This window comes from Halovulum dunhuangense, from assembly GCF_013093415.1.
GTDB classification, from domain to species: Bacteria; Pseudomonadota; Alphaproteobacteria; order Rhodobacterales; family Rhodobacteraceae; genus Halovulum; species Halovulum dunhuangense.
Genome location: NZ_JABFBC010000001.1, coordinates 2,117,965 through 2,137,583, shown reverse-complemented (window position 1 = coordinate 2,137,583; position 19,619 = coordinate 2,117,965). Strand labels below are relative to the sequence as shown.

At 67.1% G+C, this 19,619-nt stretch carries 22 protein-coding genes; 17 read left to right on the top strand and 5 right to left on the bottom strand.

The genetic code is table 11. The features are described 5' to 3' along the window. Positions 1 to 10 precede the first annotated feature (10 nt). The 5 genes from HMH01_RS10350 (at position 11) to HMH01_RS10330 (ending at position 3,181) form a co-directional block, all read left to right on the top strand. Positions 11 to 1,378, top strand: coding sequence for a phosphohexomutase domain-containing protein (locus tag HMH01_RS10350; RefSeq protein WP_171325008.1), 1,368 nt, complete (start codon positions 11 to 13; stop codon positions 1,376 to 1,378). 178 nt (positions 1,379 to 1,556) lie between these two features. Continuing rightward, entirely contained in the window at positions 1,557 to 2,369 is an 813-nt protein-coding gene (locus HMH01_RS10345) for an urease accessory protein UreD (protein WP_246237311.1), read from the top strand. 12 nt (positions 2,370 to 2,381) lie between these two features. Continuing rightward, positions 2,382 to 2,684, top strand: a complete 303-nt coding sequence (locus tag HMH01_RS10340) for an urease subunit gamma (protein ID WP_171325005.1) — start codon at positions 2,382 to 2,384, stop codon at positions 2,682 to 2,684. Between the two features lie 22 nt (positions 2,685 to 2,706). Then, the gene (locus HMH01_RS10335) at positions 2,707 to 2,871 is read left to right on the top strand and encodes a hypothetical protein (RefSeq protein WP_171325003.1); all 165 of its coding nucleotides are present in this window, start codon (positions 2,707 to 2,709) and stop codon (positions 2,869 to 2,871) included. Positions 2,872 to 2,875: 4 nt separating this feature from the next. Next, on the top strand, positions 2,876 to 3,181 hold the full coding sequence (locus HMH01_RS10330; RefSeq protein WP_171325002.1) for an urease subunit beta: 306 nt from the start codon (positions 2,876 to 2,878) through the stop codon (positions 3,179 to 3,181). A gap of 26 nt (positions 3,182 to 3,207) precedes the next feature. On the opposite strand, the gene HMH01_RS10325 is transcribed toward HMH01_RS10330, so the two are convergent. Further along, the gene (locus tag HMH01_RS10325; RefSeq protein WP_171325000.1) at positions 3,208 to 4,050 is read right to left on the bottom strand and encodes a c-type cytochrome; all 843 of its coding nucleotides are present in this window, start codon (positions 4,048 to 4,050) and stop codon (positions 3,208 to 3,210) included. A 164-nt stretch (positions 4,051 to 4,214) separates the two neighbouring features. On the opposite strand from HMH01_RS10325, the gene ureC reads away from it, so the two are divergent. From ureC to HMH01_RS10280, 9 genes are all read left to right on the top strand, one after another. Continuing rightward, positions 4,215 to 5,927 carry an urease subunit alpha gene (gene ureC, locus HMH01_RS10320; protein ID WP_171324998.1) on the top strand — a complete coding sequence of 571 codons (1,713 nt, stop codon included), beginning with the start codon at positions 4,215 to 4,217 and terminating at the stop codon, positions 5,925 to 5,927. Positions 5,928 to 6,057: 130 nt separating this feature from the next. Further along, positions 6,058 to 6,294 carry a hypothetical protein gene (locus tag HMH01_RS10315; protein ID WP_171324996.1) on the top strand — a complete coding sequence of 79 codons (237 nt, stop codon included), beginning with the start codon at positions 6,058 to 6,060 and terminating at the stop codon, positions 6,292 to 6,294. Positions 6,295 to 6,346: 52 nt separating this feature from the next. Beyond that, positions 6,347 to 6,871 (top strand): urease accessory protein UreE, encoded by a 525-nt coding sequence (locus HMH01_RS10310; RefSeq protein WP_171324993.1) that lies wholly within the window; start codon positions 6,347 to 6,349, stop codon positions 6,869 to 6,871. Continuing rightward, positions 6,861 to 7,502 carry an urease accessory protein UreF gene (locus tag HMH01_RS10305; protein WP_171325339.1) on the top strand — a complete coding sequence of 214 codons (642 nt, stop codon included), beginning with the start codon at positions 6,861 to 6,863 and terminating at the stop codon, positions 7,500 to 7,502. Before HMH01_RS10310 ends, HMH01_RS10305 begins: the two co-directional genes overlap by 11 nt. A gap of 3 nt (positions 7,503 to 7,505) precedes the next feature. Then, on the top strand, positions 7,506 to 8,126 hold the full coding sequence (gene ureG, locus HMH01_RS10300; RefSeq protein ID WP_171324991.1) for an urease accessory protein UreG: 621 nt from the start codon (positions 7,506 to 7,508) through the stop codon (positions 8,124 to 8,126). A 153-nt stretch (positions 8,127 to 8,279) separates the two neighbouring features. Then, positions 8,280 to 9,371 carry an ABC transporter ATP-binding protein gene (locus tag HMH01_RS10295; protein ID WP_171324988.1) on the top strand — a complete coding sequence of 364 codons (1,092 nt, stop codon included), beginning with the start codon at positions 8,280 to 8,282 and terminating at the stop codon, positions 9,369 to 9,371. A 75-nt stretch (positions 9,372 to 9,446) separates the two neighbouring features. Next, positions 9,447 to 10,562 carry an extracellular solute-binding protein gene (locus tag HMH01_RS10290; RefSeq protein WP_171324985.1) on the top strand — a complete coding sequence of 372 codons (1,116 nt, stop codon included), beginning with the start codon at positions 9,447 to 9,449 and terminating at the stop codon, positions 10,560 to 10,562. A 74-nt stretch (positions 10,563 to 10,636) separates the two neighbouring features. Continuing rightward, positions 10,637 to 12,241, top strand: a complete 1,605-nt coding sequence (locus HMH01_RS10285) for an ABC transporter permease (RefSeq protein ID WP_171324983.1) — start codon at positions 10,637 to 10,639, stop codon at positions 12,239 to 12,241. A 15-nt stretch (positions 12,242 to 12,256) separates the two neighbouring features. Next, positions 12,257 to 13,108: an ABC transporter permease gene (locus HMH01_RS10280; RefSeq protein ID WP_171324981.1), complete on the top strand. Its 852-nt coding sequence runs from the start codon at positions 12,257 to 12,259 to the stop codon at positions 13,106 to 13,108. A gap of 54 nt (positions 13,109 to 13,162) precedes the next feature. Here HMH01_RS10280 and HMH01_RS10275 read toward each other — a convergent pair whose 3' ends face one another. From HMH01_RS10275 to HMH01_RS10265, 3 genes are all read right to left on the bottom strand, one after another. Then, a complete protein-coding gene (locus HMH01_RS10275; protein WP_171324979.1) occupies positions 13,163 to 14,677 on the bottom strand; it encodes a tripartite tricarboxylate transporter permease in 1,515 nt (504 codons plus the stop codon). Positions 14,678 to 14,692: 15 nt separating this feature from the next. Beyond that, complete coding sequence (locus tag HMH01_RS10270; protein ID WP_171324978.1) at positions 14,693 to 15,184, bottom strand: tripartite tricarboxylate transporter TctB family protein; 492 nt, start codon at positions 15,182 to 15,184, stop codon at positions 14,693 to 14,695. Between the two features lie 77 nt (positions 15,185 to 15,261). Next, entirely contained in the window at positions 15,262 to 16,254 is a 993-nt protein-coding gene (locus HMH01_RS10265) for a tripartite tricarboxylate transporter substrate binding protein (RefSeq protein WP_171324976.1), read from the bottom strand. Between the two features lie 208 nt (positions 16,255 to 16,462). On the opposite strand from HMH01_RS10265, the gene HMH01_RS10260 reads away from it, so the two are divergent. The 3 genes from HMH01_RS10260 to HMH01_RS10250 all read left to right on the top strand — a co-directional run bounded on the left by HMH01_RS10260 (position 16,463) and on the right by HMH01_RS10250 (position 18,787). Beyond that, complete coding sequence (locus HMH01_RS10260; protein WP_171324974.1) at positions 16,463 to 17,869, top strand: helix-turn-helix domain-containing protein; 1,407 nt, start codon at positions 16,463 to 16,465, stop codon at positions 17,867 to 17,869. A gap of 74 nt (positions 17,870 to 17,943) precedes the next feature. Continuing rightward, positions 17,944 to 18,219: an FAD assembly factor SdhE gene (locus HMH01_RS10255; protein WP_171324972.1), complete on the top strand. Its 276-nt coding sequence runs from the start codon at positions 17,944 to 17,946 to the stop codon at positions 18,217 to 18,219. 58 nt (positions 18,220 to 18,277) lie between these two features. Further along, entirely contained in the window at positions 18,278 to 18,787 is a 510-nt protein-coding gene (locus tag HMH01_RS10250; protein ID WP_425483593.1) for a MarR family winged helix-turn-helix transcriptional regulator, read from the top strand. Between the two features lie 4 nt (positions 18,788 to 18,791). Here HMH01_RS10250 and HMH01_RS10245 read toward each other — a convergent pair whose 3' ends face one another. Next, entirely contained in the window at positions 18,792 to 19,613 is an 822-nt protein-coding gene (locus tag HMH01_RS10245) for a DUF1295 domain-containing protein (RefSeq protein ID WP_171324968.1), read from the bottom strand. Positions 19,614 to 19,619 lie beyond the last annotated feature (6 nt).

Genomic DNA, 19,619 nt, shown 5'->3' with positions numbered 1-19,619 from the left:
GAGAGCCAGCATGCCCCCATCCCCGTTCAAGGCCTATGACCTGCGCGGCCGCGTGGGCGAGGGCATCGACGCCGCCCTGATGCGCCGGGTGGGGCACGCCTTTGCGCGAGAGGTGGCCGAGGGCGCGCCGGTGGTGATCGGGCGGGACATGCGCGAAAGCTCTCCGATGCTGCTCGACGCGCTGGCCGAGGGGCTTGCCGATGGCGGGTCGGACGCGCTCGACATCGGGCTCTGCGGCACCGAGGAGGTCTATTTCGCCACCGACCACCTGGGTGCGGGGGGTGGGCTGATGGTGACCGCCTCGCACAATCCCAAGGGCGACAACGGGCTGAAACTCGTGCGCCGCGGCGCGCGGCCGGTCAGCCGCGAGGACGGGCTTGCCCGCGTGCAGGCGCTGGCCGAGGGGGGCGATCTGCGCCCCCGGTCGGCGCGGGGCAGGCGGCGGCAGGTGGCGCCGCGGGACGCCTATGTGGCCCGCATCCTGTCCTTCGTGGACCCCGCGCGGCTGGCGCCGCTGCACATCCTTGTCAATGCCGGCAATGGTGCCGCCGGCCCCACCTTCGATGCGATCGCCGAGGCGATTGCGGCTGCGGGGGCGCCCCTGCGTTTCACCCGCATGCACCACGAACCGGATGCCGATTTCCCGCATGGCGTGCCGAACCCGCTTCTGCCCGAGAACCAGCCCCCCACGGGCGATGCCGTGCGCGCGGCCGGCGCCGATTTCGGCGTCGCCTGGGACGGGGATTTCGACCGCTGCTTCTTCTTCGACCAGGCCGGCGCCTTCGTGGACGGGGTCTACCTGGTGGGGCTGCTGGCCCGCGCGGTGCTGCGCAGGGAACCGGGCGCGCGCATCGTCTATGACCCGCGCGCGGTGCTGAACACCCGCGCGGTCCTGGCCGAAGCCGGCGGGCAGGGCGTGATGGCGCGCACCGGGCACAGCTACATGAAGGCCGTGATGCGGGCACGGAACGCGGCCTATGGCGGCGAGATGTCGGCCCATCACTATTTCCGCGACTTCATGTTCTGCGACAGCGGCATGATCCCCTGGCTGAAGCTGGCCGAGGAAGTTTCAGCCACGGGGCAGGGGCTGGGCGCGCTGGTCGCGGACCGGATCGCGGCGTTCCCCGTGTCGGGCGAGCGGAATTTCCGCCTGGCTGATCCCGCAGCCGCCGTGGCGCGGGTCGAGGCCGCCTACGCGGCGCAGGCGCTCCACCGCGACGACAGCGACGGGCTGAGCCTGGAATTCGCTGACTGGCGCTTCAACCTGCGGCGATCCAACACCGAGGCGCTGGTGCGGCTGAATGTCGAGTCGGCGGGCGATGCGTCACGGGTCGCCACCGAGGTCGCCCGCATCGGCGGCCTGCTTGCCGAGGGCTGAGCGGTCTCTCGCAAACTGCCGCAAAATTCGGCAAATGCTGTGCGCGGCATCGGCAAATGCCGCTTTCCGGTGCTTTCCAGGGCTCGTTGGATGCTTTCCCTTGGACCGGCCGGGCGGCACTTGCCACTGATCGGGGCAATCCGAAAGCTGATGCCGGTGTCCGATGCTGATGCGCCCCATGTCCGATCCAGTCCAGCAGCGCGCCCGCGGGGCCGTGCGGGTCGGGTTTTTCCTGGATCGTGGCGCGACGCGGCTTTGCGACCTGTACCAGCAGGGTTCGGCCAAGGCGATGCTGCCGCGGGTCTACGGCACGGAACCTGTGGCGGTTCTCATCAATACCGCGGGCGGGCTGACCGGGGGCGACCGGTTCCGCTACGAGGCGACGCTTGGCGCCGGCGCGCGGGCGACCCTGGCGACCCAGACCGCCGAGCGGGCCTATCGCGCGGCATCGGATACCGCGCGCGTCGATGTGGCGCTGCGGGTGGGGCCGGGCGCGCGGCTCGACTGGTTGCCGCAGGAGACGATCCTTTTCGAGGGATCGGCGCTGTCGCGCAGGCTGGATCTGGATCTGGAGGGGGACGCGACGGCGCTGGTGCTCGAGTCGGTCGTGCTGGGGCGGGCCGCCATGGGCGAGATGCCCGCGGCGCTGAACTTCCGCGACGACTGGCGCATCCGGCGTGACGGGCGGCTGATCCATGCCGAGGCGCTGCGCCTTGCGCCGCCACTGCCCTCCTTGCGCGACAGCCCGGCCGCGCTTGGCGATGCCCGCGCGATGGCAACGGCCGTCTACCTGGGGGCGGATGCCGCCGACAGGCTGGAATCCGTGCGCGCCTGGCCCGCCACGCCCGGCGTGCGGATGGGCGCCAGCGCCTGGGATGGCCGGCTGGTGCTGCGCTGGCTTGCCCCCACGGCCCAGCCGCTGCGCGTGGCGCTGATCGATTTTCTGACCCGCTTCCGCGATACCCCGCCACCGCGGGTCTGGACCATGTGAGGATGTGAGCCGATGAACCTGACCCCGCGCGAAAAGGACAAGCTGCTGGTTTCCATGGCCGCGATGGTAGCCCGCAACCGGCTGGCCCGCGGCGTGAAGCTGAACCACCCCGAGGCGATCGCGCTGATCACCGATCACGTCGTCGAGGGCGCGCGCGACGGGCGCAGCGTGGCCGAGCTGATGGCGGCGGGCGCAAGTGTCGTGAGCCGCGCCCAATGCATGGAGGGCGTGCCCGAGATGATCCCCGAGGTGCAGGTCGAGGCGACGTTCCCCGACGGCACCAAGCTTGTGACCGTGCATCACCCGATCCGCTGAACCCATTGAAAGGTATACCGAAATGAAACGTCTTGCTTTGCTTGCCGGCTTGCTCCCCGGTGCCGCCCTTGCCCATGGCGGCGCGGTCGCGCATCCCCATCCCCACGGCGTCGAGACGCTGTGGATCGCGGTCGCGGCCTTCCTTGCCGGGGGCGTGGTGGCCTGGGCCCTTGCGCGGCGGAAGTAAGCCGATGATCCCCGGGGAAATCCTGCCCGCCGAGGGCGACCTGGAACTGAATGCCGGCCGGCCCGCGATCACGCTGAGCGTGTCCAACACCGGCGACCGGCCGGCGCAGGTCGGCAGCCACTACCATTTCGCCGAGGCCAATGCCGCGCTCGATTTCGACCGTCAGGCGGCGCGGGGGATGCGGCTCGACATCGCGTCGGGCACGGCCGTGCGTTTCGAGCCCGGCCAGACCCGCGATGTGCGGCTGATCCCCTATGCGGGCGCGCGCAAGGTCTATGGTTTCAACCAGGCGGTGATGGGGGCGCTGTGACAGGCCACCGCGCCCCCGATCCGGTCCTACCCTGCGTCCGCCAGCGGCGGCAGGCTGCGCAGGTAGAGGATGATCGCCGACAGGTCGTCCGCCGACATCCGCGCGAGATAGCCATAGGGCATCGGCGGCAGCATCGGGCTGCCGTCCGGGCGCACGCCCCGTGTGATCATGTCCGCGATCTGCGCGTCGGTATAGTCCGCCAGGCCGTCCTCATGGCTGGTCAGGTTCGCGGCGATCGACACGCCCCAGGGGCCGTGGAACTCGAAGCCGCCGCGGCCGAGGTCGGTCTCCAGCATCGGGCCCTGCGGACCCATCGGCGTATGGCACTCCATGCAATGCGCGACGGGACCGGCAAGATAGGCGCCATACTCAACCGTCACGCCCGCGGGCACCGCGGCCACGCTTTCGACGGGCGGGCCGTATGCGGGGGGCAGCGGAATGCGGTATTCGGAGGGGGGCGTCTCGCCCTCGACCGGGGTCATGGTGCGCAGGAAGGCTATGATGGCCGACAGGTCGTCATCGGACAGGCCGCGATACATGGCAAACGGCATCGGCGGGCCGATGAGGGTGCCGTCGGGGCGGATCCCTTCGCGGATGGCGCGGGCCAGTTCCGCATCGCTCCATCCGGCTATGCGGCCGGCGGGCGTGATATTGGGCGCATAGGCAGTGAAGGCGGGGCCGTCCTCGACCAGGCGGCCGCCGAGTTCCTGTTCCATCACGAAGCCGTCCGGCCCCATGGGGGTGTGGCAGTTGCCGCAACCGGCGATGCCGCGCACAAGGTATTCGCCGCGCTCCAGCAGGGCATCGGCTTGGGCCGGAACGACCGAGATGCCAAGGGCGACCAGTCCCCCGGCGACGATGCTTTTCATCTGAACGATCCTTTTGTCCCCCCCTTCGTTTCTTCGGTTGGCCGCCGGTGCAGGGCCGAAACGAGGGATTTTTTCTTTAATTCCGGCGGTAGAAAAATACTCGCCCGGCGCGGTTACGTCAATTTCGACGCCCGCTCGAAGAAGATGTGCAGGAGATAGTGCGAATGCCCACAAGAATGTCCCGCGCCGCCTATGCCGACATGTACGGGCCCACGACCGGGGACCGGGTGCGTCTGGCAGATACAGAGCTGTTCATAGAAGTTGAAAAAGACCTCACAACCTATGGGGAAGAGGTGAAATTCGGCGGTGGCAAGGTGATCCGCGACGGGATGGGCCAGTCCCAGGCCAGCCGCGCCGAGGGGGCGGTGGACACCGTCGTCACCAATGCGCTGATCGTGGACTGGACCGGCATCTACAAGGCCGATGTCGGCCTGCGCGACGGCCGCATCCATGCCATCGGCAAGGCCGGCAACCCCGATACCCAGCCCGGCGTCGACATCATCGTGGGGCCCGGGACCGAGGTGATCGCCGGCGAGGGCCGGATCCTGACGGCGGGGGGCTTCGACAGCCATATCCACTTCATCTGCCCCCAGCAGGTCGAGGATGCGCTGCATTCGGGCCTGACGACCATGCTGGGCGGCGGCACCGGACCCGCGCACGGGACGCTTGCCACCACCTGCACCCCGGGGCCGTGGCATATCGGGCGGATGCTCCAGGCGCTGGACGGTCTGCCGATCAATTTCGGGCTGGCGGGCAAGGGCAACGCGGCCACCCCCCGCGCGCTGGTCGAGCAGGTCGAGGGGGGCGCCTGCGCGCTCAAGCTGCACGAGGATTGGGGCACCACCCCCGCCGCCATCGACTGCTGCCTGGGCGTCGCGGACGACATGGACGTGCAGGTGATGATCCACACCGACACGCTGAACGAAAGCGGCTTCGTCGAGAACACGATCCGCGCGCTGAAGGGCCGCACGATCCACGCCTTCCACACCGAGGGCGCGGGCGGCGGCCATGCGCCCGACATCATCAAGGTCTGTGGCGAGGGCAACGTGATCCCGTCCTCCACCAACCCGACGCGGCCCTACACGGTGAACACCATCGAAGAGCATCTCGACATGCTGATGGTCTGCCACCACCTCGACAAGTCGATCCCCGAGGATGTGGCCTTTGCCGAAAGCCGGATCCGGCGCGAGACCATCGCCGCCGAGGACATCCTGCACGACATGGGCGCCTTTTCGATCATCGCGAGCGATTCACAGGCGATGGGCCGCGTGGGCGAGGTGATCATCCGCACCTGGCAGACCGCCGACAAGATGAAGCGCCAGCGCGGGCGCCTGTCCGAGGAGACCGGCGAGAACGACAATTTCCGCGTGAAGCGCTACATCGCGAAATACACGATCAATCCGGCCATCGCGCACGGCATCTCGCGGCATATCGGCTCGATCGAGGTGGGCAAGCGCGCCGACCTGGTGCTGTGGTCGCCGGCCTTCTTCGGGGTCAAGCCCGAGCTGGTGCTGGTGGGCGGCACCATCGCGCTGGCGCAGATGGGCGATCCCAACGCCTCGATCCCGACGCCGCAGCCGGTTCATTCGCGCCCCATGTTCGGCGCTCTGGGCCGCGCGCTCGAGATGGGGTCGGTATCGTTCGTGTCGGGGGCGGCCCATGCGGCGGGCATCGGCGAAAGGCTGGGCCTGCGCAAGGCGACGGCCCCGGTCGAGAATACCCGCGGCGGCATCGGCAAGGCGGCGATGAAGCTGAACGCGACCACGCCGCGCATCGAGGTGGACCCCGAAACCTATGAGGTGCGCGCCGATGGCGAGTTGCTCACCTGCGCCCCGGCCGAGGTGCTGCCGATGGCGCAGCGCTATTTCCTGTTCTGAGGTGGTGGCATGAATACCCTTGCATGCAGTGCAACGCGGAATTGCACGATCCTCCGTTGTTCGCAGCTGCACAACGGACCATATGGCGGTCAAGACATTGACGCTGAACGACAGGAAAGCGAGACCGACCATGCAGAGCAACTACGCCAACCCGCAAGCATCCCAGGGCAAGCCCGACTTCCGCGGTATCGGCCACAGCCTGCTCAAGGCGCTGGCCTACCCGGTGGAAATCCTGAGCAGCCTGCAGCACGCTGCCGCCCAGGCCCGCGAGGCGCAGCGCCTCGTGTCGATGACCGACGCCGAACTGGCCCAGATCGGCCTGAAGCGCGAGGACATCGTCACCCACCTGTTCGGCCGGCGCGCCTGAGCCGGACCCGCGGCGGCGCTGAAGCCACCGCACTGCACAATGGGGCCGCGGCATGATCCGCGGCACCCATGTCCTCGACAGCGACGACGGGCATTGCGATACCGTCACCCTGTCTCATGACGACCGCTTCCGCCGCCGCATGGCGATGACCGGGGATGCGGGTACCCGTTTCCTTCTCGATCTTCCCAAGGCGGCCGAACTCGGGGCAGGCCAAGGCATCGCGCTGGAAGACGGCCGCGTGATCGGCGTGCGCGCAGCCGACGAAGACCTGATGGAAGCCCGCGCGCTTGACCCGCACCACCTGATCCGCACCGCCTGGCATGTCGGCAACCGGCATCTGCCCTGCGCAATCCATGCCGACCGGCTGGTGCTGCGCTGGGACCATGTGATCGCCCACATGCTCGAAGGGCTGGGCTGCACCGTCACGCGCCTGCGGGGGCCGTTCACGCCCGAGGGCGGCGCCTATGGCGAGGGGCGGACCCAGGGTCACGACCACGGGCACCACCACGGGCACGGGCATGACCACCACCATGACCACGGGCACCCCCATCAGCACCCCCACGACCATGACCACTGACGGGCTGCACCAGCTTTTCGCCTGGTTCTCGCCCGCCTATCCGGTGGGTGCCTTCGCCTATTCGCACGGGCTGGAGTACGAGATCGCAAGCGGCACCGTCACCGACGGCGCGCAGCTTTCGGCCTGGATCGCGGCGGTGCTGCGGTTCGGTGCCGGGCGGACCGATGCGATCCTGCTGGCCCATGCATGGCGCGCGCCCGAGGGCGATATCACCGAGCTTGCCGACCTGGCGCTCGCGCTCGCACCCTCCGAGGAGCGGGCGCTGGAAACCACGGGCATGGGCCGCGCCTTTGCCCTGACCTCGGACGCGGTGCAGGGGACGGGCGCCGATCCCTTGCCCTATCCGGCTGCCGTGGGGCGGGCGGGCGCGCGGGCGGGGCTGGCGCTCGACCCGCTGCTGCGGCTCTACCTGCATGGCTTTGCCGCGAACCTGGTGTCGGTCGCCGTGCGCTTCGTGCCGCTGGGCCAGACCGAGGGGCAGCGCGTGCTTGCCGGCCTGTTCGGGACCATCGACGCGGTCGCGGCCGAGGCAGGCCAGGCCACGCTCGACGATATCGGCAGCTGCGTGCCCGGCGCCGATCTGGCCGCGATCGGGCACGAGACCCTTCCCACCCGCATCTTCAGGAGCTGATCCATGACCCGACCCAACGGCCCGCTGCGCGTGGGCATCGGCGGCCCGGTGGGCGCCGGCAAGACGACCCTGACCGACCGGCTGTGCAAGGCGATGCGCGAGCGTTATTCGGTCGCGGTCATCACCAACGACATCTACACCCGCGAGGATGCGGACGCGCTGGTGCGCAGCCAGGCGCTGCCCTCGGACCGGATCGTGGGGGTGGAAACCGGCGGCTGCCCGCATACCGCGATCCGCGAGGATGCGTCGATCAACCTTGCGGCGGTGGCCGATCTGACGGCGCGGTTCCCGGACCTGGATGTCATCTTCATCGAGTCGGGCGGCGACAACCTGGCCGCCACCTTCAGCCCGGAACTGGCGGACCTGACGCTTTACATGATCGATGTCGCGATGGGAGAGGAGATCCCGCGCAAGGGTGGGCCGGGGATCACCCGCTCTGACCTCTTGATCGTGAACAAGACCGATCTCGCGCCCCATGTCGGCGTGTCCACCGATGTCATGGCCCGGGATGCGGCGGCGCAGCGCGGGGCGCGGCCGGTGGTCTTTGCCGAGCTCAGATCGGGGCGATCTGTTTCCGAAATCGTCTCATTCCTTGAAGAAGCAGGAGGACTGACTCCCATCTGATTGTCGCCAGAATCGTGAAAATTGAAATGCGCACAGGGGTTTATGGATTATTGAAAGCGCTTTGAATTTTCGGGTTCCATTCTCCGGACGAGGTGTTTACCCTCTCTCCAACAGCGAAAATCACAGTTTTCGCAGAAACAACAGGAGAGGCGCATGGCATCATCCGCGGCGATGGTGGAATTTGATCGTGTCCAGAAAAGCTACGATGGCGAGACGCTTGTCGTAAAGGATCTGAACCTGTCGATGCCGAAAGGCGAGTTCCTGACGATGTTGGGGCCGTCGGGCTCGGGCAAGACGACCTGCCTTATGATGCTGGCCGGTTTCGAGACGGCGACCAATGGCCAGATCCGGCTCGGCGGGCGCGAGATCAACAACATCCCCCCCCACAAGCGCGGCATCGGGATGGTGTTCCAGAACTACGCCCTCTTTCCGCACATGACCGTGGCCGAGAACCTGGCCTTTCCGCTGGAAGTGCGGAAGCTGGGCAAGGCCGAGCGCGAGCAGAAGGTTCTTCGCGCGCTCGACATGGTGCAGATGGGCGAATTCGGCGGCCGCCGTCCGGCGCAGCTTTCGGGCGGCCAGCAGCAGCGCATCGCCCTTGCCCGCGCGCTGGTCTTCGAGCCGGAACTGGTGCTGATGGACGAGCCGCTGGGCGCGCTCGACAAGCAGCTGCGCGAGCACATGCAGTTCGAGATCAAGCACCTGCATGAACGCCTTGGGATCACCGTGGTCTATGTGACGCACGACCAGACCGAGGCGCTGACCATGTCGGACCGCGTGGCCGTGTTCAACGACGGGCGGATCCAGCAGCTTGCCCCGCCCGACCAGCTGTACGAGGCGCCCGAGAACAGCTTCGTCGCGCAGTTCATCGGCGAGAACAACACCATGGAAGGCACCATCGCCGAGCTTTCGAACGGGATCGCGACCGTCCGGCTGGATGATGGCGAGATCATCGACACGATCCCCGTGAACGTCTCGGAAGTGGGCGAGCGGACCCGCGTCTCGATCCGGCCCGAGCGGGTCGAGTACAACCGCGAACGTCTGTCGTCCGACGCGCACACGCTCAAGGCCGAGGTGCTCGAGTTCATCTACATGGGCGACATCTTCCGCACCCGGCTGAAGGTTGCGGGCAACGACAATTTCATCATCAAGACGCGAAACGCCCCCGATCAGCGCCGGCTGAAGCCCGGCGAGACCATCGAGATCGGCTGGCTGCCGCAGGATTGCCGCGCGCTGGACGCCTGACCACGCGTGGACTGTCGTGTCCTGTCCGCGGGACACCGGGAAAGCAGGCGAACCACAACAAGGAGTGATATCGTGATGAGGACCAGAACCCTTCTTCTGTCCACCGCAGGCGCCATCGGCTTGGCCGGTGCCGCGGTGGCAGACGGCCACATGGCCGATGACCTGACCTTCGTGTCCTGGGGCGGGGCCTACCAGTCCAGCCAGCAGAACGCCTATGTCGAGCCCTATCTCGAGGACAACCCCCAGGTCTCGATCGTCTGGGACGAAAGCTCGCCCGAGGCGGTCGCAAAGCTGCGCGCGATGGAAGAGGCGGGCAACCTGACCTGGGATCTGGTCGACGTGACCGCCGCGGACGCCATGCGCCTTTGCGACGAGGGCCTCGCGATGGAGGTGGATCACGACGAGATCCTTGCCCCCGCGCCCGACGGCACGCCGGCCTCCGAGGATTTCGGCGACATGATCGTCAGCGAGTGCTTCATCCCGCAGATCGCCTATTCGATCACCAACGCCTACCGCACCGACGTGTCGGAGTGGGAAGGCCGCGAGCCCGAGGACATCTGCGCGCTGTTCGACACCGAGAACTTCCCCGGCACCCGCACGCTGGAGCGCCGGCCGATCAACAACATGGAATGGGCGCTGATCTGCGACGGGGTGGCCTTCGAGGATGTCTACGACCTGCTCGAGACCTCCGAGGGGCAGGACCGCGCGCTGGCCAAGCTCGACACGATCAAGGACGACACGATCTGGTGGAGCTCGGCCGCCGAGGCGATCCAGGCCATGGCCGACGGCGAGGCGGTGATCGGCTCGTCCTACAACGGCCGCTTCTTCTCGGCCATCGTCGAGCAGGACCAGCCGATCGAGATGCTCTGGGATACCCAGGTCTATGACATCGACGGCTGGATCATCCCCGAGGGTCTGCCCGAAGAGCGTCTGGCCCGCGTGCAGGACTTCCTGTATTTCGCGACCGACACGCAGCGCCTGGCCGATCAGGCCAAGTACATCTCCTACGGCCCGGCCCGTGCATCCTCGGCGCCGCTGGTCTCGACCCATGCCGAACTGGGCATCGAGATGGCGCCGCACATGCCGACCAACCCGGCCAACGCGTCGAACGCCTTCGTGCAGAACTACGAATGGTGGGCGGACTACCGCGACGACATCGACGCCAAGTTCCAGTCCTGGCTGGCGCGCTGAGGCCTTGACCAGAAAGAGGGAAGGGGCCGCGCAGGCCCCTTCCTGCAACCGGCAGAGGCAGGGAGAGACCATCCATGACCGACGCGACCCTGGGGACATCGCAGTCCCGGCACGACCACACCGCGAGCGATGACGCCGCGCCGGGCGAGATGCTGGCCGCCGACGGCACGCCGCTGAAGAAAAGCCTTCGGCGTGCGCTCCGCGCCCAGAAGCTGCGGGCGCTGGCACTGATCGCGCCATTGCTGCTTTTCGTGTTGCTGACCTTTGTCGCGCCGATCGCGGACATGCTGTTCCGCTCGGTCGAGAACCAGATCGTGCCGGACACGCTGCCGCGCACCACCGTGGCCTTGCAGGACTGGAACTACGAAAGCGGGGAGCCGCCTTCGGAGGACGTGTTCGCCGCCTTCTACGTCGATCTTTCCGTGGCCGAGGAGCTGCGCATCCACACCCGGCTGGGCAGCCGGCTGAACTACGAGCAGACCGGCATCTCGTCCCTGTTCCGCCGGACGGGCCGCGACGTGGGGCGCTTCGATACCGACATCTACGCCGACCAGCTGATCGCGCTGGACCCCGCATGGGAGACGCCGGCGACCTGGATCGCGCTGATGCGGCAGGACGAGACGGCGGCGCTTCTGCCCGAAACCGCGTCGGCCTGGCAGGGCTGGCTGCGCATCCTGGCCGAGGACGGCGACGACGTAACCGAAGAGGAGCCTGCGGATTTCCTCCATGCCATGCTTTATCGCGACCTGTCCGCCACCGATGCGTCGGCCGTCGAGCCGCTGGGTCCGATGGTGGTGGAGGCCGCCCGCGCGGTGCCCGGCTTCGAGCAGGTCTCGATCCGCGACCAGTTCCTCGAGTCCGACGAGGACTGGGCCGACCCCGAAATCTGGGGCACGATCAAGGCCTTTTCGCCGGCCTACACGCCGGGCTATTTCATGGCCGCCGCGGATCTTCAGCTGACCCCCTCGGGCGTCGAGGCGAAGCCGCAGGACGAAAGCATCTACGTCCTTCTCTTCGAGCGCACGCTCTTCATGTCGCTCGTCATCATGGGAAGCTGCGTGCTGCTGGGCTATCCCATCGCCTATCTGCTGGCCAGCCTGCCCATGCGCCAGGCGAATGTGCTGCTGATCCTGGTGCTGCTGCCGTTCTGGACGTCGCTTCTGGTGCGGACATCGTCCTGGAAGGTACTTCTCCAGCAGCAGGGCGTCATCAACGACACGCTGGTCTGGATGGGGCTGGTCGCCGACGATGCGCGGTTGCAGATGATCAACAACCAGTTCGGCACCATCGTCGCTATGACGCATATCCTGCTGCCCTTCATGATCCTGCCGCTCTATTCGGTGATGAAGACGATCCCGCCATCCTATGTGCGCGCGGCCAAGTCGCTGGGGGCCACGAACTGGACCGCCTTCTGGCGGGTCTACTTCCCGCAATCGGTGCCGGGGATCGGCGCGGGCTGCATCCTGGTGTTCATCCTGTCGATCGGCTACTACATCACGCCGGAACTGGTGGGCGGCACCAGCGGTACCTTCATCTCGAACCGGATCGCGTATCACATCTCCAGCTCGCTCAACTGGGGACTGGCGGCGGCACTGGGCAGCATCCTGCTGGTGGTCGTTCTCGCGCTTTACTGGATCTACGACCGGCTTGTCGGAATCGACAACGTGTCGCTGGGCTGAGAGGGGGACAAGGACATGAAACTGCCCGGCTATGCCACCACGGGTCAGAAGATCTGGCACTACACGTATTTCGCGATCTGCGGCCTGATCTTCTTCTTCCTGATCGCGCCGATCCTGGTGATCATCCCGCTCAGCTTCAACGCCGAGGATTTCTTCACCTTCACCCCGGCGATGCTGGCGCTCGATCCCGCCGGCTATTCGCTGAAACACTACCAGGACTTCTTCACGAACACGGACTGGCAGCTTGCGCTGTCGAACTCGCTGAAGATCGCGCCGGCCGCGACGCTGCTGTCGGTGGGGCTGGGAACGCTTGCCGCGGTGGGGCTGTCGCAAAGCCATGTTCCGTTCCGCAGGGCGATCATGGCGGTGCTGATCTCGCCGATGATCGTGCCGCTGATCATCTCGGCGGCGGGGATGTACTTCTTCTATTCCCGCATCGGGCTTCAGGGCAGCTATTTCGGCGTGGTGCTGGCGCATGCCGCGCTGGGGGTGCCCTTTGTCATCATCACCGTGACCGCGACGCTGGTGGGCTTCGACAAGTCGCTGACGCGCGCCGCCGCCAACCTGGGCGCGGGGCCCGTGCGCACCTTCTTCAAGGTGCAGATGCCGCTGATCCTGCCGGGCGTCATCTCGGGCGGGCTGTTCGCCTTCATCACCTCCTTCGACGAGGTGGTGGTCGTGCTCTTCGTCGGCTCTGCCGGCCAGAAGACGCTGCCCTGGCAGATGTTCACCGGCCTGCGCGAGCAGATCAGCCCGACCATCCTGGCGGTCGCCACGATCCTTGTGGCGGTGTCGATCTGCCTTCTGACGGTAGTGGAACTGCTGCGACGCCGATCGGAACGCCTGCGCGGGCTCAGCCCCGGCTGAACGCGAAAGCCCCGGCACATGGCCGGGGCTTTCTTCATCGCAGGAAGCCGGGCGTTATTCCGCCGGTTCCAGCCGCCGCGCCGGGCGGCGCAGGTGTTTCAGCAGCGGCAGCAGGAAGAACAGCGCCGCCACGGCGATGAAGCTGCCCGACAGCGGACGCTGCACAAAGGCCAGAAGATTGCCCTGCTCGGCGATCATGGTCTGGCGGAAGCTGGTTTCCATCAGCGGCCCCAGCACCAGCGCCAGAACCAGCGGCGCCAGCGGGTAGTCGGCCTTGCGCAGGATGTAGCCCGCGATGCCGAAACCCGCGATCAGCCACACGTCGTGCATCTTCTGGCTGGGCGCGAAGCCGCCCACGATGCACAGCACCAGCACCATGGCGCAGAGCACGGTGAAGGGCATGCGCAGCGCCCAGACGAAGAGCGGGATCAGCGCCAGGTTGATCACCACCGCCGCCACATTCGCGGTGTAGAGCGAAGAGATCAGCCCCCAGACGAAATCCGGCTGCTCGATGAACAGCATCGGGCCGGGGGTCAGCCCCCACATCACCATCCCGCCCAGCAGCAGCGCCGTGGTGGGAGAGCCGGGGATGCCCAGCGTCAGCATCGGCAGCAGCGATCCCGTAGAGGCGGCGTTGTTCGCCGTCTCGGGCGCGGCCACCCCCTCGATGTTGCCCTTGCCGAAAGTCTCGGGCCGCTTCGAGGTGCTGCGCGCGATCCCGTAGGCCATCAGCGAGGCAGGCGTCGCGCCCGCCGCAGGCAACATGCCCACGAAGAAGCCCAGGAACGAGCCGATGCTCATGCTCTTCCACAGGCGGTTCATCTCGCGCAGGCCGGCGCCCAGTTCACGGAAGGTCAGCTTCGCGGGCGTGACCATCGGCGCGGTCTTGGACGTCTCGATCGTGTGCAGCACCTCGCCGATGCCATATACGCCGATGGCGAGCACGAGGAAGCTGATCCCGGAATAAAAGCCGGGCAGGTCGCCGAAGACCAGCCGCGGCTGGCCCGAGATCAGGTCGAGCCCAACGGTGGCCAGCACCAGCCCGAGGCAGATCATCACGACGGTCTTGAGCACGTCGTCGCCGCCCAGCCCCACGAACGTGGTGAATGCAAGCAGCACAAGGGCGAATTCCTCGGCCGGGCCGAAGGCCAGCGCCAGATCCGCTAGGGGGGACGCGAAAAGCGTGAACAGCACGACCGAGATGGTCCCGCCCACGAAGGATGCGACGGCGGCCGCGATCAGCGCAAGCCCCGCGCGTCCCTGCTGCGCCATGGGCCGCCCGTCGAAGGTGGTGGCCACGGCGGTCGACGCGCCGGGGATCCCCAGCAGGATCGAACTGACAGCACCTCCGTACATCGCGCCGTAGTAAATGGCCGCAAGCAGGATGATGGCGGATGCGGGCGGCACGATGAAGGTCAGCGGCAGCACGATCGCGACCCCGTTGACCGAACCGAGGCCGGGCATCGCGCCGATGAACAGCCCCGCGGTGACGCCAAGGACGACGATCAGCAGGTTGAGCGGCGAGAGGGATGTGGCGAAACCGTCCGCCAGTAGGGCGAGAACGTCCATGTTAGGCTCCGGTTGTCAGAAGAAGGCGGCGTAAAGCGGGAAGAACAGCGGCTCGGTGATGCCCTTTGGCAGCAGGATCCGCAGCGTGACCTCGAAGAAGAAGAACAGCGCCACCGGCGTGATCGTGACCAGCGGCACCACCACGCGCCAGCCATGGCCGCCGAAGATGCGCAGATACCACAACAACATCAGCGGCAGCGCGACATAGGCGCCCACGACCGGCATCAGCGCGATGGTGATGAGCAGCACCACGCAGACGCTTGCGACCGCGCGCACGGTCTCGGGGTCGAAGAAGGGGGCTGCGTCCGCGTCGCGGGGGCTGCGCAGGTTGCGCACCAGGATGCCCGTGGCGGCCGCCAGCATGATCGCCGACAGCCAGAACGGAAACGCGCCGCCGCCGGGGCCGCTGCCCTCGACCCAGCCGATCGGCAGGGCCGTGGCATGGAGCATGAAATAACCGGACAGGCCCATCAGGCCGACCGCGATCAGGTTCTCGGATCTCAACATGTGCTTTTCCCATCTGTCCCGGTGGTGCGGACGGGCCAGGGGAGGCCCGCCCGCGGTTTCTCTGACGATGGGACAGGTCAGGAACCGGTGGGCGTCTCGCCCATGGCGCGCAGCAGGTCGGCGTGCTTGGCGCGTTCTTCGAGGAAATAGACCTGCAACGCGTCACCCGACAGGAAGTCGGTCAGCAGGGCCTGCTCGCTTGCGTATTTCTGCCAGGCTTCGGTCTGCTGAAGCTTCTCGAACATCTCGGTGTAGTAGGCCACCGCCTCGGCCGGCATTTCGGGGGGTGCCACGAAGCTGCGCTGCATCCAGTAGACCAGCGGATGGCCAAGCTCGGTCATCGTCGGCGTGTCGGGGAAGGCGGCCAGCCGTTCGGGCGTCAGGGTCGCGATCGGGCGCATCTTGCCCGCCTTGAAGAAGCCCATCGCCTCGGCCGGGTTGTTGACCGACGAATTGACATGGCCGCCCACGACCGCCTTGGCCACGCCGCCGCCGCCATCGAAGGGCACATAGGTGTGCTTGATGCCGAACTGCTGCTCGAGCATCGCGGTAACAAGGCTGTCCTCCTGGCCGGTGCCGGTGCCGCCCATCTTCCAGGTGTCGCCCGCCGCCTTTACCGCCGCGACATAGTCGTCGAGCGTCTGGATGTCGCTGTCGGCATTGACCCAGAGCACGAAGGTGTCGAGCGCCATGCGCGCGACCGGCGTGAACTCCTCGATGTCCACGCCGATATCGGTGCGCAGCGGCGTGGTGTAATAGCTGTTCAGCGTCGCCATGATGGTGTGGGCGTCGCCGCGCTTGTCTTCCATGTAGCGCAGCGCCTCGGCGCCGGACCCGCCGCCCTTGTTCACCGGCAGGATCGGCATGCGCGACAGGCCTTCCTGCTGGATGATGGACTGGAACAGGCGCGCCAGCTGGTCGGCGCCGCCACCCTGGCCGGCCATGATGACCATTTCCACGGGTTTCTGGGGCGCCCAGCCTTCGGCAAGCGCCATGCCGGGGGCGGCCACGGCCAGGGCGCTGGCGGTGGCGAGTGCAAGCGCGGATCTGCGGGTCAGTGCGATGGTCATGTGAAGCCCTCCCAGACTTTCAGAGTGGATCGGCGGCGGGCTTGGTCTTGCAGGCTGGTCTCCCGCTCGCGTGAACAGAGAGTTATCGCGGCGAAAGAAAGTTTCATCATTTTTCGAGTTGGTGTGTTATGGTTGTGCATTACACTTCGCGTATCTGTAATATTGTTAATACCCCGGCCAGGTCGCTGGCCCCCGAAAGAGGTGCCGGATGCGCAAGACGCTCGTTGGTCCAAGGCTGCGCCAGCTGCGCCGCGCGCATCGCCAGACCCAGGCCGAGATGGCCGCGGCACTGGGCATCAGCCCGGCCTATGTGAACCTGCTGGAAAACAACCAGCGCGCCCTGTCGGTGCAGGTGCTGATGGCGCTGACCGACGCCTACAGCGTGGACTGGCGCGACCTGATCAACGAGGACGGGGCGACCCGGCTGGCCGATCTGCGCAATGCTGTCACCGATCCGATCTTCGGCGATGGCGCGCCCGACCTGCAGGAGTTGCGCGCGGCACTCGATCACGCGCCGCGGCTGGCGGACCTGTTCCTGCAACTCTACCAGGCGCATCGCTCGACGCTGGACAAGGTGATGCGCATGGGGTCCGGGGGAACGCTGCCCGACCTGATGACCGCCTCGCCGGAATCGGTGATCCACGACTTCTTCCGCGATCACGGCAATCATTTCGACGCGCTGGAACGTGCGGCCGAGGCGCTGCGCGCCGAGCTTGGGGCAGGGGCCGACGATCTGTATGCGGCGCTCAAGGCGCGCATGGCCGCCCGGCACGGCATCGAGGTCGTGCTCGCCCGCGTCCACGACATGCCGCACACCCTGCGCGATTACCGGGTGGAAGAGCGGCGGCTGCTTCTGTCCGAGGCGCTCGACCATCCCAACCGCCTGTTCCAGGCCGCCCATGTGCTCTGCCTTGTCGAGTTTCCCGACCTGCTGGAGCGGCTGGTCGGCGGCACGGCGCTGGCCGAGGGGGCCGGGCTTGCCCGCTGCCGGGTGGAACTGGCCAACTACTTCGCCGCGGCCCTCATCATGCCCTACGCGGAGGTGCTGGAGCTGGCCGTGGTCACCCATTACGACGTGGACCGCATCGCCGCCGCCTTTGGCGTCAGCTTCGAGCAGGTTTGCCACCGTCTGACCACCCTGCAACGCGAGGGGGCGCGCGGCGTGCCGTTCTTCTTCCTGCGGGTGGACAAGGCGGGCAACGTGACCAAGCGGTTCAATTCGACCTCGTTCCACCTGGCCGAGTATGGCGGGTCCTGCCCGGTGTGGAACGTGCACGCGACATTCGCGGCCCCGGGGCAGATCCTGCCGCAATTCGTCGAGCTGCCCGGCGGCGAGCGTTATTTCACCATCGCCCGCACGACCGACCGCCCGGTCTTCAGCCGCAACATGCAGGACCGCCGCCTGGCCGTGGCGCTGGGCTGCGAGATGACCCACGCGCATCGCATCGGCTATGCCCAGCGTTTCAACATGACCGAGCCGGGCCTTTTCGCGCGCATCGGCATCAACTGCCACCTGTGCCCGCGCCACGCCTGTTCCCAGCGCGCCCACCAGCCGCTGCATGTGGAACTGCCAATCGACACCAACCGGCGCGGCAACACCCGCTACGAGAGTTGAGGTCCGCCCGCTTGCCCCGCCTGCCGGCGGACACTAAGACCGGGGATACGCAAAACCAGTCAGAGCGAGGGACGATGCTGAGCGGAACCGACACCGATCCGAGGCTGAAGCGGCTGTCGCTGCGCAGCTGGCGCCGGGGCACAAAGGAAATGGACCTGATCCTCGGTCCCTATTCCGATGCCCGCCTTGCACAGATGGAGCCGGGGCAACTGGCCGCCTTTGAGGCGCTGCTCGAGGAAAACGACCAGGACCTGTATCCCTGGATCACCGGCCAGCAGCCAGGCCCGGAACATCACGCGGCGCTGTTGCGGGAAATCCGGGCCTTTCACGGGATTGCCGCCGGGAATTAACCCTATCTTTCGGATTTCGGGGGATCACTGCCGCAGGAATGCCTGCGGGAGTATGCCCATGAACCGGATGCCGGGGCCGGAAAAGATCGTCGCGAACGCCGAGCATGACGTGTTCCTGCACAGCTATCTCGACACGCTTGCCATGGTCGAGCGGCTGCACCGGCTTCTGCTCGACGTGATCAAGGACGAGTTCGAGCGCCTTGGCATCATCGACATCAACGCGGTGCAGGCGCTGATGGTGTTCAACATCGGCAACAACGAGGTTACGGCGGGCGAGTTGCGAAGCCGTGGTTACTACCAGGGCTCGAACGTCTCCTACAATCTCAAGAAGCTGGTGGATGCCGGCTACATGCACCACGAGAAATGCAGCGTGGACCGCCGAGCCGTGCGGGTCCGCCTGACCGAACGGGGGCAGCGGGTGTCGGGCATCGTGTCGGAATTGTTCCACCGCCACGCGCGCGGGATAAACGCCTCCGGTGCGATCACGTCGCAGTATTTCCGCGAGGTCAACGGCACCATGCACCTTCTGGAGCGGTACTGGACCGACCAGATCCGCTACATCTACTGAAAGATCAGTCGGCGGCCTTGCGCTGCCCGCTGCCCGCGCCGGGGCCGCGCTGCATCAGGCGGGGCATCAGGGCCGGGACGCGGGCGCGATAGCTCTCGAAATCCGGGCGGGTGCGCGCAAGCCGATCCTCCAGCACGGCGACGCCGGACACATAGCGCAGCAGCGCAAAGATCAGCAGGGCCGAGAGCGGCGCCCACCATACGCCCGCGACCACCGCAAGCAGGCTGAGAAGCGACCAGAAGGCGATTTCTGCGGAATAGCTGGGATAGCGGACGATCCCGCGCAGCCCCGTGGTCAGCAACCCGCCATGCGGCACGCGGGCCCTGAAGCGGTCAAGCTGGAGGTCGGAAATCAGCTCCACGATCGCGGCAAGAATGGCCAGGGCCGACAGGACATAGACCCCGGCCGAGGGGGCGACACCCGGTGCCCGGGCAAGCCCTGCCAGCACACCCATGGCGGTCAGGCCCTGCAATACCGACTGAAGCAGGAATACGACGAACAGGCTTTTCCACGCCCAGCCCGGCTGCCAGGCGGCGCGCAGTTCCTGGTAGCGCGCGTCCTCTTCGCCTTCGCGGATGCGGCGCAGGCCCAGATGGACCCCCAGCCGCGCCGACCAGAGCAGCAGCGGTACAAGGATCGCCAGCGTCATGCCGTCGGTCGGCCGGCCCATGGACAGCCAGAGTGCGACGGCCATGGCGCCGAAGCCGGGGCCCCACCAGAAATCCACGATGCTGGCATCGCGGCGCAACAGGCTGATGGGCCAGAGCGCGAGAAACCCGCCCAGGCTTACAAGCCAGATCCAGCCATGCTCGATTACAACGTCCATCCGTGA